The sequence below is a fragment of the Paraburkholderia lebeckiae genome, from assembly GCF_014201005.1.
In the GTDB taxonomy this organism is placed as follows: domain Bacteria; phylum Pseudomonadota; class Gammaproteobacteria; order Burkholderiales; family Burkholderiaceae; genus Paraburkholderia; species Paraburkholderia tuberum.
In genome coordinates this window covers 123,003-138,589 of record NZ_JACHDK010000001.1, presented here as the reverse complement: position 1 = coordinate 138,589, position 15,587 = coordinate 123,003, and the positions used below count along the sequence as shown (strand labels likewise).

Below are 15,587 nucleotides of genomic sequence, written 5' to 3'. Positions count from 1 at the left end.
GATTCAAGGCAAACGCCTCTAAAAATCTGATTGATCTGATGGTCGAAAGCCGCAAAATTAGAAGCCGGTTAGAAACCGGTTTCTAATAAAGTCCTTGTTTCGCGGACGGCAAGCACTCAATAATAGTACGGCCGTTCGATTTTCAATTCGGTCACATTAGAACGGTAAAACAGCTATGCGAAAAGGCGAACAAACCCGAGCCGCGATTCTTGACGCAGCACTCGATCTGGCAGGCCGAGACGGACTGGAAGGTCTGACGATTGGTCTGCTGGCCGAGCGCATGCAGATGAGCAAGAGCGGTGTGTTCGCGCATTTCGGGTCGCGCGAGGATCTGCAGATCGAGGTCGTGCGCGAATACCACCGCCGTTTCGAAGACGAGGTGTTTTTCCCGAGCCTGCGCGAGCCGCGTGGTCTGCCGCGCTTGCGCGCGATGATTTCCCGCTGGATCGAGAAACGCATTCAGGAAGTCACGACCGGATGCATCTACATCAGCGGCGCCGTCGAATACGACGACCGCGCGGACAGCCAGGTGCGCGAGCAGTTGGTGTCGAGCGTGACGACGTGGCGTGCGGCGCTCACGCGCGCGATCTCGCAAGCGATGGAAGAAGGGCATCTGCGCGCCGATACCGACCCGCAGCTGATGCTGTTCGAACTGTATAGCGTCACGCTCGGCCTGCATCACGACGCGCGCTTTCTGCATCTGCCGGATGCGGTGCGTCTCACGTGGGCCGCGCTGGAAAAACTGATTGATTCGTATCAAAGCGAAAGCCGTTAGCGGCGTCGCCGGAATCTACCGGAAACGCGCGGCGCAGAAGGTCCGACCACGGACCCGGCCAACGGCCTGGCTTTTTGTCAAACTAGGGAGAGAGAGAGTCATGGGACAGTACGCCGCGCCGCTGCGCGACATGCAATTCGTGTTGCACGAACTGCTCAACGTCGAGGCCGAACTTCGGCAAATGCCGAAGTACGCCGAACTCGACGCCGACACGATCAACGCGGTGCTCGAGGAAGCCGGCAAGTTCTGCTCCGAAGTGCTGTTCCCGCTCAACCACAGCGGCGACCAGGAAGGCTGCACGTATGCCGGCGACGGCGTCGTGACCACGCCGAAGGGCTTCAAGGAAGCCTACAAACAATACGTCGAAGCCGGTTGGCCGGCGCTTGGCTGCGATCCGGAATATGGCGGCCAGGGGCTGCCCGCGTTCGTCAACAACGCGCTCTATGAAATGCTGAACTCGGCGAATCAGGCGTGGACGATGTATCCGGGCCTGTCGCACGGCGCGTACGAATGCCTGCACGCGCACGGCACGCCGGAACTGCAGCAGCGCTATCTGCCGAAGCTCGTCGCAGGCGTCTGGACCGGCACGATGTGTCTAACCGAGCCGCATTGCGGCACCGACCTCGGCATTCTGCGCACGAAGGCCGAACCGAATGGCGACGGCTCGTACTCGATCAGCGGCACGAAGATTTTCATTTCGAGCGGCGAGCATGACATGGCAGAGAACATCGTTCACCTCGTGCTCGCGCGTCTGCCGGATGCGCCGAAGGGCACCAAGGGGATTTCGCTGTTCATCGTGCCGAAGTTCGTGCCGAACGAAGCGGGCGAGCCCGGCGAGCGCAACGGCGTGAAGTGCGGCTCGATCGAGCACAAGATGGGCATCCACGGCAACGCGACCTGCGTGATCAATCTCGACAACGCGAAGGGCTGGATGGTCGGCGAGCCGAACAAAGGTCTGAACGCGATGTTCGTGATGATGAACGCCGCGCGTCTCGGCGTCGGCATGCAGAGCCTCGGTCTCACGGAAGTCGCATATCAGAACTCGCTCACGTACGCGAAAGAGCGGCTGCAGATGCGTTCGCTGACCGGCCCGAAGGCGCCGGAAAAGGCCGCCGATCCGATCATCGTGCATCCGGACGTGCGCCGCATGCTGCTCACGCAGAAGGCCTACGCCGAAGCCGGCCGCGCGTTCTCGTACTGGTCGGCGCTGCAGATCGACAAGGAGCTGTCGCACGCCGACGAAGCGGAGCGCAAGGAAGCCGCCGACCTCGTCGCGCTGCTCACGCCGATTCTGAAGGCGTTCCTGTCGGACAACGCGTTCGAAGGCACCAATCACGCGATGCAGATCTATGGCGGCCACGGCTTCATCGCCGAATGGGGCATGGAGCAGTACGTGCGCGACGCGCGCATCAACATGATCTATGAAGGCACCAACGGCATCCAGTCGCTCGACCTGCTCGGCCGCAAGGTGCTCGGCGACATGGGCGCGAAGATGAAGAAGTTCGGCAAGCTCGTCGCCGAATTCGTCGAAGCCGAAGGCATCAAGCCGGAGATGCAGGAGTTCGTGAACCCGCTCGCGGACATCGGCGAAAAGGTGCAGAAACTGACGATGGAAATCGGCATGAAGGCGATGCAGAACCCGGACGAAGTCGGCGCCGCGGCGGTGCCGTATCTGCGCACGGTCGGCCATCTGGTGTTCTCGTACTTCTGGGCGCGCATGGCTCGTATCGCGCTCGACAAACAGGCGTCGGGCGATCCGTTCTACAAGGCGAAGCTCGCGACCGCGCGTTTCTACTTCGCGAAGCTGCTGCCCGAAACGGCGATGACTATCCGCCAGGCGCGCGCCGGTTCGAAGCCGATGATGGACGTCGAAGAAGCGTTGTTCTGACGCTCGCACATCGAGCGAGGCCACACACATCGCGCGAAGCATGGCTGACGCTTCGCGCCATCGCACAACTCTCCGGAGAAACGACGTGAGCAATCTGATCATTCGCAAGGTAGCCGTGCTCGGCGCCGGCGTGATGGGCGCGCAGATCGCCGCGCACCTGATCAACGCCAAGGTGCCCGTGCTGCTGTTCGACCTGCCCGCGAGGGAAGGCCCGAAGAACGGGATCGCGCTGAAGGCGATCGAGAATCTGAAAAAGCTGTCGCCGGCGCCGTTCGGCGTGAAGGACGACGCGCAATACATCCAGCCCGCGAACTACGACGACGACATTGACAAGCTCGCAGAGTGCGACGTCGTGATCGAAGCGATCGCCGAACGCATGGACTGGAAGCACGACCTGTACAGGAAGGTCGCGCCGCACATCGGCCCGAACGCGATTTTCGCGACCAACACGTCGGGGCTGTCGATCACCGCACTGTCCGAAGGTTTCGCGGACGACCTGAAGGCGCGCTTTTGCGGCGTGCACTTCTTCAATCCGCCGCGCTACATGCATCTGGTCGAACTGATCCCGACCGCGACGACGCGCCCGGAAATTCTCGATCAGCTCGAAACCTTCCTGACCAGCGTGGTCGGCAAGGGCGTCGTGCGCGCGAAGGATACGCCGAACTTCATCGCGAACCGCGTCGGCGTCTTCTCGATCCTTGCGGTGATTGCCGAAGCCGCGAAGTTCGGCCTGCGTTTCGACGAAGTGGACGACCTGACCGGCGCGCGCCTCGGCCGCGCGAAGTCGGCGACGTTCCGCACCGCCGACGTGGTCGGTCTCGACACGATGGCGCACGTGATCAAGACGATGCAGGACACGCTGCCGGACGATCCGTTTCTGCCGGTCTACGAAACACCGGCCGTTCTCGCCGAACTGGTGAAGAAGGGCGCGCTCGGTCAGAAGACCGGCGCCGGCTTCTACAGGAAGGAAGGCAAGGCGATCAAGGTGCTCGATCCGAACACGGGTGCGTATATCGACGGCGGCGGGAAGGCCGACGAACTCGTCGGCCGCATCCTGAAGCGTCCGGCTGCCGAGCGGCTGAAGCTGTTGCGCGAAACGCAGCACCCGCAGGCGCAGTTCCTGTGGTCGATCTTCCGTGACGTCTATCACTACATCGCCGTCCATCTGGAATCGATCGCCGACAACGCGCGCGACGTCGATCTCGCGATCCGCTGGGGCTTCGGCTGGAACGAAGGTCCGTTCGAAGGCTGGCAGACGGCCGGCTGGAAGCAGGTCGCCGAATGGGTGCAGGAAGACATCGCGGCGGGCAAGGCGCTCGCCAACGTGCCGCTGCCGTCGTGGGTGCTCGAAGGGGCGGTTGACGAGAAGGGCGGCGTGCACACGGCTGAAGGCTCATGGTCGCCGGCTACGCAGACCTTCGTGCCGCGCTCGTCGCTCGACGTGTACAGCAAGCAGGTGTTCCGCGCGCCGCTCGTCGGCGAAACCGGCGCCGATCCGAAGACCTACGGCAAGACGCTGTTCGAGACCGATGCGGTGCGCGCATGGGTCGACGATCGCGCGGGCGAGGACGACGTGCTGATCGTATCGTTCAAGAGCAAGATGAACACGATCGGACCGGCGGTGATCGAAGGGCTCACGCAGGCGATCGAACTGGCCGAGAAGGACTACAAGGGCCTCGTCGTATGGCAGCCCACATCGCTGAAGCTCGGCACGCCGGGCGGTCCGTTCTCGGCGGGCGCGAACCTCGAAGAAGCGATGCCCGCGTTCATGATGGGCGGCGCGAAGGGCATCGAGCCGTTCGTGAAGAAATTCCAGCAGGGCATGCTGCGCGTCAAGTACGCGAACGTGCCGGTGATTTCGGCAATCTCGGGCATCGCGCTCGGCGGCGGCTGCGAGCTCGCACTGCACAGCGCGAAGCGCGTCGCGCACATCGAGAGCTATCTGGGTCTCGTCGAAGTCGGCGTGGGTCTGGTGCCGGCGGGCGGCGGCCTGAAGGAAGCGGCGCTGCGCGCGGCCGAAGCGGCAAGCCAGGTCGGCGCCACGAACGATCTGCTGAAGTTTCTGCAGAAGTCGTTCGAGAACGCGGCGATGGCGAAGGTGTCGACCTCCGCGCTCGACGCCCGCGCGATGGGCTACCTGAAGCCTTCCGACACGATCGTCTTCAACGTGTTCGAACTGCTCGACGTCGCGAAGAAGGAAGCGCGCGCCCTCGCCGCGGCGGGCTACCGTGCGCCGCTGCGCGCGACGCAAGTGCCGGTCGCGGGCCGCTCGGCGATTTCGACGATCAAGGCGTCGCTCGTCAACATGCGCGACGGCCGCTTCATCAGCGAGCACGATTTCCTGATCGCGAGCCGCATCGCGGAAGCGGTGTGCGGCGGCGACGTCGAAGCGGGCAGCCTCGTCGACGAAGAATGGCTGCTGAAACTCGAGCGTCGCGCGTTCGTCGAGCTGCTCGGCACGCAGAAGACGCAGGAACGGATCATGGGCATGCTGCAGACCGGCAAGCCGGTGCGCAACTGAGCGGCTTGCCGACAAAGGAGATTCCCAAATGGCAAAGCAATTGCAAGACGCATACATCGTCGCCGCGAGCCGTACGCCGATCGGCAAGGCTCCGCGCGGCATGTTCAGGAACACGCGTCCGGATGAGCTGCTGGTTCACGCGATCAGGTCGGCCGTCGCTCAGGTGCCCGGCCTCGACACCGGCGTGATCGAAGACGCGATCGTCGGTTGCGCGATTCCGGAAGCGGAGCAGGGCCTGAACGTCGCACGGATCGGCGCGCTGCTGGCAGGTCTGCCGAACACGGTCGGCGGCGTCACGGTGAACCGCTTCTGCGCGTCGGGTCTGACCGCGCTCGCGATGGCCGCGGACCGCATCCGCGTCGGCGAGGCCGATGCGATGATCGCGGGCGGCTGCGAATCGATGAGCATGGTGCCGATGATGGGCAACAAGCCGTCGCTGTCGCCGCATATCTTCGATCGCAACGAAGACGTCGGCATCGCGTACGGCATGGGCCTGACCGCGGAGAAGGTCGCCGAGCGCTGGAAGATCAGCCGCGAAGCGCAGGACGCGTTCTCGGTCGAATCGCACCGCCGCGCGATGGCCGCGCAGCAAGCCGGCGAATTCAACGACGAAATCGCCGCGTACACGATCGTCGATCGCGTGCCCGATCTCGCGACCGGCGAGATCAACGTGAAAACACGCGAGGTGTCGCTCGACGAAGGTCCGCGCGCGGACACGTCGATGGAAGGCCTGACGAAGCTGCGCGCGGTGTTCGCGAACAAAGGCTCGGTCACGGCCGGCAACAGCTCGCAGACGTCGGACGGCGCGGGCGCGTTGATCGTCGTGTCGGAAAAAATCCTCAAGCAGTTCAACCTGACGCCGCTCGCGCGCTTCGTCAGCTTCGCGGTGCGCGGCGTGCCGCCGGAAATCATGGGCATCGGCCCGAAGGAAGCGATTCCGGCCGCGCTGAAAGCCGCCGGCCTGAAGCAGGACGACCTCGACTGGATCGAGCTGAACGAGGCGTTTGCCGCGCAGTCGCTCGCGGTGATCCAGGACCTCGGCCTCGATACGTCGAAGATCAACCCGCTCGGCGGCGCTATCGCACTGGGCCATCCGCTCGGCGCGACCGGGGCGATTCGTGCGGCGACCGTGGTGCACGGCCTGCGCCGCCGCAACTACAAGTACGGCATGGTGACGATGTGCGTCGGTACCGGCATGGGCGCGGCGGGCATTGTCGAGCGTCTGTGAGCCGCTGATCGAACGGGGATCCCTCTGTGATCCACCAAGGACCGCGCAACGGTTCGCAGGCCGCCCGGCTTGCGAACCGTTTTTACATTCAGCAGGAGCACAAGGAGATGAACGGGATGACGACGGATATTCTGGTCGAGCGCGCCGACGCGGTGCTGACCATCAGCTTCAACCGGCCCGCCAGGAAAAACGCGATCACGGCCGCGATGTATCAGACGATGGCCGACGCGCTCATAGAAGCGCAGGGCGACGCGTCGGTGCGCGCGATCCTGATTCGCGGCAGCGCGGGCATGTTCAGCGCGGGCAACGATCTCGAGGACTTCATGAAGTCGCCGCCGGTTGGCGAAACCTCGCCGGTGTTCCAGTTCCTGCGCGCGCTATGTTCTGCGGAAAAACCGGTGGTGGCGGCGGTCGCGGGGCCGGCGGTCGGCATCGGCACGACGCTGCTGCTGCATTGCGATCTGGTCTACGCGGCCGACACCGCGAGCTTTTCGCTGCCGTTCACGCAGCTCGGGCTGTGCCCGGAAGCAGCGTCGAGCCTGTTGCTGCAGCGCGTGGCCGGCTATCAGGCGGGGGCGGAAAAACTGCTGCTCGGTGAGGCGTTCGACGCGGCCGAAGCGCACCGCATGGGCTTCGTGAATCGCGTGCTGCCGGCGGGCGAAGTCGACGCGTTCGCGGCGTCGCAGGCCGCGAAGCTGGCGGCGCTGCCGGCGTCGTCGTTGCGCGTGACGAAGAGCCTGATGAAGCGCGCGAGCCAGCAGGAACTGCAGACGCAGATGACCGAGGAAGCCGTGCACTTCGGCAAGATGCTGCTCGCGCCCGAAGCGCGCGAGGCGTTCAAGGCGTTCTTCGAGAAGCGCAAGCCGGATTTCCGGCTGTTCGACTGAGGGGTGTGCGACGCAGGCGCGCTTCGTGTGGGTTAGCCGTGAACCGTCGCTGCGCCGCGTCACTCGCTCAAGCTTGCTGCTGCCACGTGTCGTAATCGACGTAGCTGCCTTCGCGGCAAAAGCTCACGAGCCGCACGCCCGCCTCACGCGCGATTGCAATCGCGAGCGACGACGGCGCCGAGATTGTCGCGACCATCGGCACGTCGACGCGCGCGGCCTTGCGCACCAGCTCGTAGCTCGCGCGGCTCGACAGAAACACGAAACCGTCACGCGTATCGGCGCGATCGAGCACGAGCTGGCCGATCAGCTTGTCGAGCGCGTTGTGGCGGCCGACGTCCTCGAACGCATGGTGGATCGAGCCTTGCGCATCGCACCACGCGGCCGCGTGCAGGCCGCCCGTCAAACGAGTGAGCGCCTGGTGCTCGGGCAGCGCGCGCGCGGCGCGTGCGATCGCATCGGGCGCGAGCCGCTGCAAGAAGCCAGTGTCGGGTACACGCTGCGGTTTCAGATCCAGCAGATCGATGCTTTCGATGCCGCACACGCCGCAGCCGGTGCGCCCGGCGAGCGCGCGGCGCTTTTCCTTCAAACCGGCGAACGCCTGCTGCACGACCTGCAATTGCACCTCGGCATGCGGCAGCTCGCCGTCCTCGTGCAGTTCGACCTCGATGTCCTGAATGTCGCTGCCGCGCTCGACGATCCCCTCCGAAATCGCGAAGCCGACCGCGAACGCTTCGAGATCGCGCGGCGTGCACATCATCACCGCGTGCGAGATGCCGTTGAACACGAGCGCGACCGGCCACTCCTGGCCGACGTGATCGGTGGCGGTTTCAACCGCCGTGCCGCGATGGCGGCGCACTTCGAGTTGCACTACGCCGGGTTGTTCGTCGCTGTCGAGGGCGTGGGGCTGGGCCTTCGCCCGCTCGTTTGCGCGATCGTTTTCCTTTCCGTTCAAGCTGCTTTACTCCTGTATCATGCCGCGCGTCAAAGGGTGCGCCGGCCTCGCCGTATGCTTCGCGGCGGCCGCCGCGCGGGGCGCCGTCGCGCGAATAAGTTCTAAAATACCTCAAGCGACGCCCGCACGCTGTCCGCCACCGACAAGGAGCACTGACATGGGACTCAACGAAGCACCGCTTCTGTTCGACTTCGAAGTCGCGTCTTCGGAGAATTTCACTTATATCCCAATGTCGGTGCGCTTCAATCTCGACCGTTTCGGGCTGCGCATCACGCTCGCGCAGTGGCAGCAACTGCCGCTCGAAGATCGCAAGCTGCTCGCGCGTTTCCCGGTCGAAGAAGACACGCAGATCGAACCGAATTTCGATCACGCGCTGTTCGAGATGCTGCGCACGCACGCGAACGTCGAACCGGAGTGGTTTACGCCGGAGGAGTCGCCGGCCTGGCGTCAAACCGACAGCGTGCCCGACGGTGTCGCGCATCAGGCGGGGCTGGCCGGTCTCGCCGCGCCGAGCGTCGCGCGCTGGGCCGAGCTCGATCCTTTCAAACGCTATGTGCTCGCGAAGCTGTCGCGCAAGCCCGAGGCGAGCCACGATTTCGCCGCGGCAATGAAGGAATTTGGAGCGGCCGGCTAGGTGCGGCCGGCTAGGCGCGGCCGGCCAGCCGCTCCCAGCCAGGCGCCCCCACCAACTCGCAGCCTTCCCCAAATCATCAGATTTTTTTCACGCCGACCCTCAACCCGCTTCCGATCGCTGCCGATAACCAAAGGTTGGCGCGCAAAAGACTTGCATCGATGCGGCCCGACGCACCGGCAGCGAGCGCGCTCTCCCGCCCTCGGAACGATTGACGTTCGGAACCCATGAATCCTTTTCTATCGAAGCGACTGCTGATCAATATTGCGGTCGTGGTCGTCGCGGTCGGTGCAAATGCGTTCGTCGCGTACACGCAGATTCGCGGGCAGCGCGACGCCGATGCGCGCCTCGCGCGCTCGACCAGCGTGCGCCAGAACCTCGATGCGTATCACGCCGCGCTCGATAACGCGCTCGCCGCTCTGCACCGCCTGAAAGAATCAGGCAAGCCGGTGCCGCCCGACGCGGCCACTTCGATGACGAACACACTCGCGAGCCGCGAGCAATCACTGCGCGACGAGCTCGCGAGCGAGCCGTACATGTCGGGGGCGCTCGCCAGCCTGAGCGCGGCGCGGCACGCGTTGCAGCACGATCTCGAGGACACGCTGCGCAACCGTGCGAGTGACCTGCCCGGAGCGGCAAACGCGGCGTCGGGCGTGGCGCACGCGGCATCGACCGAAGCACCAGGGGCGGCCCCACTCGACGCGCCATTCGAGGCATCCCTCGACCCTGCGCCGTCGAACTCGCGTCTTGCCCCCGCGCTAGAGCGTGTCGAAGCCGCGCTCGCCACGTTGCGCAGCGAGGAAAACCGCTCGTTGCAGAGCTGGCTCGCGGCATCGGCGAGCGACAGCGAGCGCGCGATGTTCGTGCTGCTCGTGACGATGCTCACCGGCAGCGTGCTGCTGTTCCTCACGTTCGGCGTGCGCGAGAACAGCGCGCGCGAAAAACTGCGCAGCGCCCGCGCGCTGGTGCGCAACGACGAGCGTTTTCGCAGCCTGTTCGACGATCACACCGTGCCGATGTACATCTTCGATCGCGACACGCTGTGCTTTCTCGCCGTCAACGCGGCCGCGATCCAGCAATACGGCTACACGGAAGACGAGTTTCTGGGCATGACGATCCGCGCGATCCGCCCGAACTCGGAAATCGGCCGACTGGAGACGCATCTGCAGCGTAGCGCCGACCTCCGCCAGAGCCACACGATGGCGGGCATCTGGCGGCATCGGCGCAAGGACGGCTCGATCCTCAGCGTCAACGTGTCCTATCACGCACTGAACTTCATGGGCCGCGACGCCTCGTTCGTGCTGGCGGACGACGTGACCGACCAGATCAACGCCGAAGCCGAAGCGCAGCGCTCGAATCAGATGCTCGAAGCGGTGATCGACAACATTCCGCAGCGCATCTTCTGGAAGGACCTGAACTCGCGCTATCTCGGCTGCAACATGGCATTCGCGCGCGACGCAGGGCTCGCGTATCCCGAACAGGTGGTCGGCAAGAGTGACGCCGACCTGGCGTGGCGCGCATTCGCCGACCTGTTGACCGAGCACGATCGCGAAGTCGTGAATACCGGCGTGCCCAAGATGAACTTCGAGGTCGACTTCGTGATCGACGGCGTGCATCGCACGACGGTCACGAGCAAGCTGCCGTTCACCGACGGCGACGGTCAGGTGATCGGCGTGCTCGGCTCGTACACCGACATCACCGAGCGCAAGCGCGCCGATCTCGCGCTGCGTCTGCAAAGCCGGGCGCTCGACGCGAGCGTCAACGCGATCCTGATCACCGCGCCGTCGCCGTCGGGCAATCTGATCGAATACGTGAATCCGGCGTTCATGCGCATCACCGGCTACGATCCCGCCGAGGTGATCGGCCACGACTGCCGCGTGCTGCAACGCGACGACCGTGACCAGGAAGGCGTCGCGTTGATCCGCGAGGCGCTCGCGGCGAATCGCGAGGTCAGCGCCGTGGTGCGCAACTATCGCAAGGACGGCGCGCTGTTCTGGAATCAGCTGTTCATTGCGCCGGTACCGAACGCGGAAGGCGTGATCACGCATCATATCGGCGTGATCAACGACGTGACCGAGCTAATCCGCTATCAGGAGCAGCTCGAATACCAGGCCAACTACGACGGCCTTACGCGGCTGCCGAACCGCAACCTGCTGCGCGACCGACTCGAACATGCGCTCGTCGTCGCGCAGCGGCATCATTCGGGCGTCGCGGTCGTGTTCCTCGATCTCGACGGCTTCAAGAACGTCAACGACAGCCTCGGCCATAGCGTCGGCGACCGGCTGCTCGGTGTAGTCGCCGAACGGCTCGCGCGCTGCTCGCGCACCAGCGACACGGTTGCGCGCCACGGCGGCGACGAGTTCGTGATCGTGATGACCGACACCGTCGACGAGCAATCGCTGATCACGTGGATGGAGCGCGTGCGCGCGTCGATCGCCGAGCCGGTGTGGCTCGACGGCACCGAGCTGTACGTCGGCTGCAGCATGGGCGCGAGCCTGTTCCCGCAGGACGGCGAGGATGCCGAAACGCTGATGAAGAAGGCCGACGTCGCGATGTATCGCGCGAAGGACATGGGGCGCAACACGTTCCAGTTCTATCAGCCGGAGATGAACGCGAGCGCGGGCGCGCGCCTGAATCTCGAACGACGCCTGCGCCGCGCGCTGCGCGACAACGAGTTCCTGCTGCACTATCAGCCGCAGGTCGATATCGGCAGCGGACAGATCGTCGGCATCGAGGCGCTGGTGCGCTGGCACGATCCCGAGGTCGGGCTCGTGCCGCCGTCGTCGTTCATTCCGCTCGCCGAGGAAAGCGGGCTGATCGGGCCGCTGTCGGAGTGGGTGCTGCGCGAAGCGTGTCGGCAGAACAAGGCGTGGCAGGATCAGGGCTTGCCGCCGGCGCGCGTGTCGGTGAATCTGTCGGCGCGGGTGTTCCAGCAGCGTAACATCGCGAAGCTCGTGATGCAGGTGCTCGACGAGACCGGACTCGAACCGAAGTACCTCGAACTCGAGCTGACCGAAAGCACGATCATGCGCAACGCGGAAGAAGCGGTGTCGATGCTCAACGAACTGCACGCGCTCGGCATCGGTCTCGCGATCGACGACTTTGGCACCGGCTATTCGAGCCTCAGCTATCTGAAGCGCTTCCCGGTGGACCGCTTGAAGATCGACCGCTCGTTCGTGTCGGATATCGGCGTATCGGGCGACGATGAGACGATCACGTCGGCGATCATCGCGCTCGCCCATTCGCTGAAGTTGCAGGTGATCGCCGAGGGCGTGGAAACGTCCGCGCAACTCGACTTCCTGAAGGAACGCGCGTGCGACGAAATGCAGGGCTTCTATTTCGCGAAGCCGCTATCGACGGAAGGGATTGCCGAACTGCTGCACGGCGGGCTGGTGGCGGAGCTGGAGCCGGTGTGAGGGGAGCGCGACGCGGCGACGGGTGTCGCCGCGCGTCGCGTGCAACGCCGGTCACTCCGCCGGCGTGTCCTTGAACACCGGCAGGCTTTCCGCGAACGCGGAAAACTTCTCGAGCCGCGGATGATCGGCCTCGCTGACCGCCTCCGGCAGCATCATGTGCGTGAACTGCCAGGCTACGGCGACGGCCACGTCCGCCGCGCTGAACTGCTGCTGCGCGTCGGGCAGCGGCCCTTCGCCCAACTCGCGTTCGAGTTCGGCATAGGCGGCGAGCAGTTGCGCGCGCACGCGCTCGACCCACGGTTCATGCTGCTTCTCCTGAGGCCGCAGATTGCGCTCGTAGACGATCTGCACGCTCTTTTCGCACGCGGCGAGCGCGAGACCCGTCAGACGCGCGGCGCGCAACGCCGCGTCGGGTTGCGTCGGGAACAGCGGGGTGGGGCCGGCGAGCGTTGCCAGATACTGCAGGATCACCGTCGAGTCCATCAGGATCGCGCCGTTGTCGGCGACGAGCGTCGGCGCCTTGACGACCGGATTGATCTTCGCGAACTGGTCGTAGGTGCGGAATACCGAAATCGACTGATGTTCGAAGTCGAGCGCCAGCAGCTTCATGCAGATGGCGACGCGCCGCACGTAGGGCGAGTCGAGCATTCCGATCAGTTTCATCTCGTTTCCATTAGAAGAGCGACTATGGGGCGCCCCGGGGCCTCGTGCGCTGATCGGCTGGAACGGCTAGCGGGTGGCGCGGCGCGTGACGCGTGGAATCGCTAGCTTAAGCATCATCGGCGGCTCAGTCCAGCGCGGGCAGCGCGCGCGGCCGGCGGTCGCTGTCGGTGGCGACGTAGGTGAGGATCGCTTCAGTGACCTTGACGACGTCCTGCGAGAGGCTCATCCGCTGCGCGTAGACCTCGACCGACACCGTCACCGACGTATTGCCGGTCTTCACGATATCCGCGTAAAAGCTCAGCAGATCGCCGACGAACACCGGTTGCTTGAACAGGAAAGAATTGACCGCGATCGTCGCGACCCGCCCATTCGCGCGACGGCTTGCCGGAATCGAGCCGGCGATGTCGACCTGCGCCATGATCCAGCCGCCGAACACGTCGCCATGAATGTTCGCGTCCGATGGCTGCGGCATTACGCGCAGCGCGCACGGCTTGGACGGAAGTTGAAGAAGATCGGTCATCGGGACATCCTTGGGAAACGTATTCGAGTGTATTGACGCGCATTGACGCAATGGCTGGGCCAGTTCGACAGTAGGCCATGCAAAGCGCCGCCAGTCGGCTTCTGCGACAATAGAAAGATCAGGAATTGTACGGGAAAGCACCCAGCGAAGCGCGCGAGCCGCGCGCCGCTGCGAACTCCGGCAGCTCCACACTCTCCCCACGATTTATGCGCCGCGCTCCTCCGTCCGAACCCTCGCCGATTTCTACCGCACCCCGCAACGACTGGCAAACGATCCTGTCGCTGCTGCCGTACCTTGCCACCTACAAATGGCGAGTCGGCTTCGCGCTCAGCTGCCTGATCGGCGCGAAGGTCGCGAACCTCGGTGTGCCGGTCGTGATGAAGCGCATCGTCGACAGTCTCGCGTCGGTCCGGCATCTGACGGCGCTCGGCCGCGCGCAGGACGCGCCCGGCATCGTGCTGCTCGGCGGCGTCGGCTTGCTGGTGGTCGCGTATGCGGTGGTGCGGCTATCGACGTCGCTCTTCACCGAGTTGCGCGAAATGCTGTTTTCGAAAGTGACCGAAAGCGCGGTGCGCCAACTCGCGCTGAAGGTGTTCCGCCATCTGCACGGGCTGTCGCTGCGCTTTCATCTGGAGCGGCAGACGGGCGGCATGTCGCGCGATATCGAACGCGGCACGCGCGGCATCACGCAGCTGATTTCCTATTCGCTGTACAGCATCCTGCCGACGCTCGTCGAAGTCGGTCTCGTGCTCGGCTTTTTCGTCGTCAAATACGAGGCCTATTACGCGATCGTCACGTTCGTCGCGCTCGCGGTGTACATCGCGTTCACGGTGAAGGTCACCGAGTGGCGCACGCACTTTCGCCGCACGATGAACGAGCTCGATTCGAAGGCGAATTCGCGCGCGATCGACTCGCTGCTCAACTACGAGACCGTCAAGTACTTCGGCAACGAGGAGTGGGAAGCGAGCCGCTACGACGAAAACCTGAAGCGCTATCGCGCGGCGGCGATCAAGTCGCAGCGTTCGCTGTCGGCGCTGAACTTCGGGCAGCAGGCGATCATCGGCACGGGGCTCGTGTTCATCCTGTGGCGCGCGACCCAGGGCGTGATGGCCGGGCGCCTGACGCTCGGCGACCTGGTGCTGATCAATACGTTCATGCTGCAGCTGTATATTCCGCTGAATTTTCTCGGTGTGGTCTATCGCGAGCTGAAGCAGAGCCTGACCGACATGGACCGCATGTTCTCGCTGCTCGGCTCGCCGCAGGAAGTGCCCGACGCGCCCAATGCGGTGGCTTTGCAAGTGAGCGGCGCGCAGGTGCGCTTCGACGACGTGAGCTTTGCGTACGAGCCCGCGCGGCAGATTCTGCACGGCGTGAGCTTCACGATCGCGGCCGGCACGACGACGGCGGTGGTCGGCCACAGCGGCTCGGGCAAGTCGACGCTCGCGCGGCTGCTGTTCCGCTTCTACGATCTCGACCGCGCGACGGGCGGCGCGATCCGCATCGACGGGCAGGATATTCGCGACGTCACGCAGGATTCGCTGCGCGCGTCGATCGGCATCGTGCCGCAAGACACGGTGCTGTTCAACGACTCGATCTACTACAACATCGCGTACGGCCGGCCGTCGGCGACGCGCGACGAAGTGATCGCGGCGGCGCGCGCCGCGCATATTCACGAGTTCATCGAGAGTCTGCCGAAGGGCTACGACACGCCGGTCGGCGAGCGCGGGCTCAAGCTGTCCGGCGGCGAAAAGCAGCGCGTCGCGATCGCGCGGACCATCCTGAAGAATCCGCCGATCCTGTTGTTCGACGAAGCGACGTCCGCGCTCGATTCACGCTCCGAGCGCGCGATCCAGCATGAGCTCGACCTGATCGCGCGCGAACGCACGACGCTGATCATCGCGCACCGGCTGTCGACGGTCGTGCATGCGCAGCAGATCATCGTGATGGACAAAGGGCGCATCGTCGAGCGCGGCACGCACGCGGAGCTGTTGCGCGCGAACGGCCTGTTCGCGCAGATGTGGGCGTTGCAGCAGCGCGCCGCGCAGACCACGGATGCGGTGGAAAGAGCGGAAGCAGTCGGAGCAGGTGAGAGTCCGGCGAAGTAAA

The 15,587-nt window shown here is 64.7% G+C and carries 11 protein-coding genes; 8 read left to right on the top strand and 3 right to left on the bottom strand.

Annotated elements, in window-relative coordinates; translation table 11 throughout:
* The first annotated feature begins 175 nt into the window (after nt 1-175).
* From HDG39_RS00630 to HDG39_RS00610, 5 genes are all read left to right on the top strand, one after another.
* A complete protein-coding gene (locus HDG39_RS00630) occupies nt 176-775 on the top strand; it encodes a TetR/AcrR family transcriptional regulator (RefSeq protein WP_184002426.1) in 600 nt (199 codons plus the stop codon).
* Between the two features lie 100 nt (nt 776-875).
* Nucleotides 876-2,663, top strand: coding sequence for an acyl-CoA dehydrogenase C-terminal domain-containing protein (locus tag HDG39_RS00625; protein WP_184002424.1), 1,788 nt, complete (start codon nt 876-878; stop codon nt 2,661-2,663).
* A gap of 85 nt (nt 2,664-2,748) precedes the next feature.
* Entirely contained in the window at nt 2,749-5,184 is a 2,436-nt protein-coding gene (locus HDG39_RS00620; protein ID WP_184002422.1) for a 3-hydroxyacyl-CoA dehydrogenase/enoyl-CoA hydratase family protein, read from the top strand.
* Between the two features lie 28 nt (nt 5,185-5,212).
* The gene (locus HDG39_RS00615) at nt 5,213-6,412 is read left to right on the top strand and encodes an acetyl-CoA C-acyltransferase (RefSeq protein ID WP_184002420.1); all 1,200 of its coding nucleotides are present in this window, start codon (nt 5,213-5,215) and stop codon (nt 6,410-6,412) included.
* Nucleotides 6,413-6,528: 116 nt separating this feature from the next.
* Nucleotides 6,529-7,299 carry an enoyl-CoA hydratase gene (locus HDG39_RS00610; protein WP_184002418.1) on the top strand — a complete coding sequence of 257 codons (771 nt, stop codon included), beginning with the start codon at nt 6,529-6,531 and terminating at the stop codon, nt 7,297-7,299.
* Nucleotides 7,300-7,366: 67 nt separating this feature from the next.
* Here HDG39_RS00610 and fdhD read toward each other — a convergent pair whose 3' ends face one another.
* The gene (fdhD, locus tag HDG39_RS00605) at nt 7,367-8,251 is read right to left on the bottom strand and encodes a formate dehydrogenase accessory sulfurtransferase FdhD (protein WP_184002417.1); all 885 of its coding nucleotides are present in this window, start codon (nt 8,249-8,251) and stop codon (nt 7,367-7,369) included.
* Nucleotides 8,252-8,408: 157 nt separating this feature from the next.
* On the opposite strand from fdhD, the gene HDG39_RS00600 reads away from it, so the two are divergent.
* Entirely contained in the window at nt 8,409-8,885 is a 477-nt protein-coding gene (locus HDG39_RS00600) for a nitrate reductase associated protein (RefSeq protein WP_184002415.1), read from the top strand.
* 224 nt (nt 8,886-9,109) lie between these two features.
* Nucleotides 9,110-12,298 carry a sensor domain-containing protein gene (locus HDG39_RS00595; protein WP_184002413.1) on the top strand — a complete coding sequence of 1,063 codons (3,189 nt, stop codon included), beginning with the start codon at nt 9,110-9,112 and terminating at the stop codon, nt 12,296-12,298.
* 51 nt (nt 12,299-12,349) lie between these two features.
* Here the strand turns inward: HDG39_RS00595 and HDG39_RS00590 are convergent, their stop codons facing one another.
* Both HDG39_RS00590 and HDG39_RS00585 read right to left on the bottom strand, forming a co-directional pair.
* Complete coding sequence (locus HDG39_RS00590) at nt 12,350-12,961, bottom strand: glutathione S-transferase family protein (RefSeq protein ID WP_184002411.1); 612 nt, start codon at nt 12,959-12,961, stop codon at nt 12,350-12,352.
* A gap of 124 nt (nt 12,962-13,085) precedes the next feature.
* Nucleotides 13,086-13,481 carry an acyl-CoA thioesterase gene (locus HDG39_RS00585; protein ID WP_018419413.1) on the bottom strand — a complete coding sequence of 132 codons (396 nt, stop codon included), beginning with the start codon at nt 13,479-13,481 and terminating at the stop codon, nt 13,086-13,088.
* A 206-nt stretch (nt 13,482-13,687) separates the two neighbouring features.
* Between HDG39_RS00585 and HDG39_RS00580 the strand changes: the two genes are divergently transcribed.
* Nucleotides 13,688-15,586 carry an ABCB family ABC transporter ATP-binding protein/permease gene (locus HDG39_RS00580; RefSeq protein WP_184002409.1) on the top strand — a complete coding sequence of 633 codons (1,899 nt, stop codon included), beginning with the start codon at nt 13,688-13,690 and terminating at the stop codon, nt 15,584-15,586.
* The last annotated feature ends 1 nt before the right edge of the window (nt 15,587 follow it).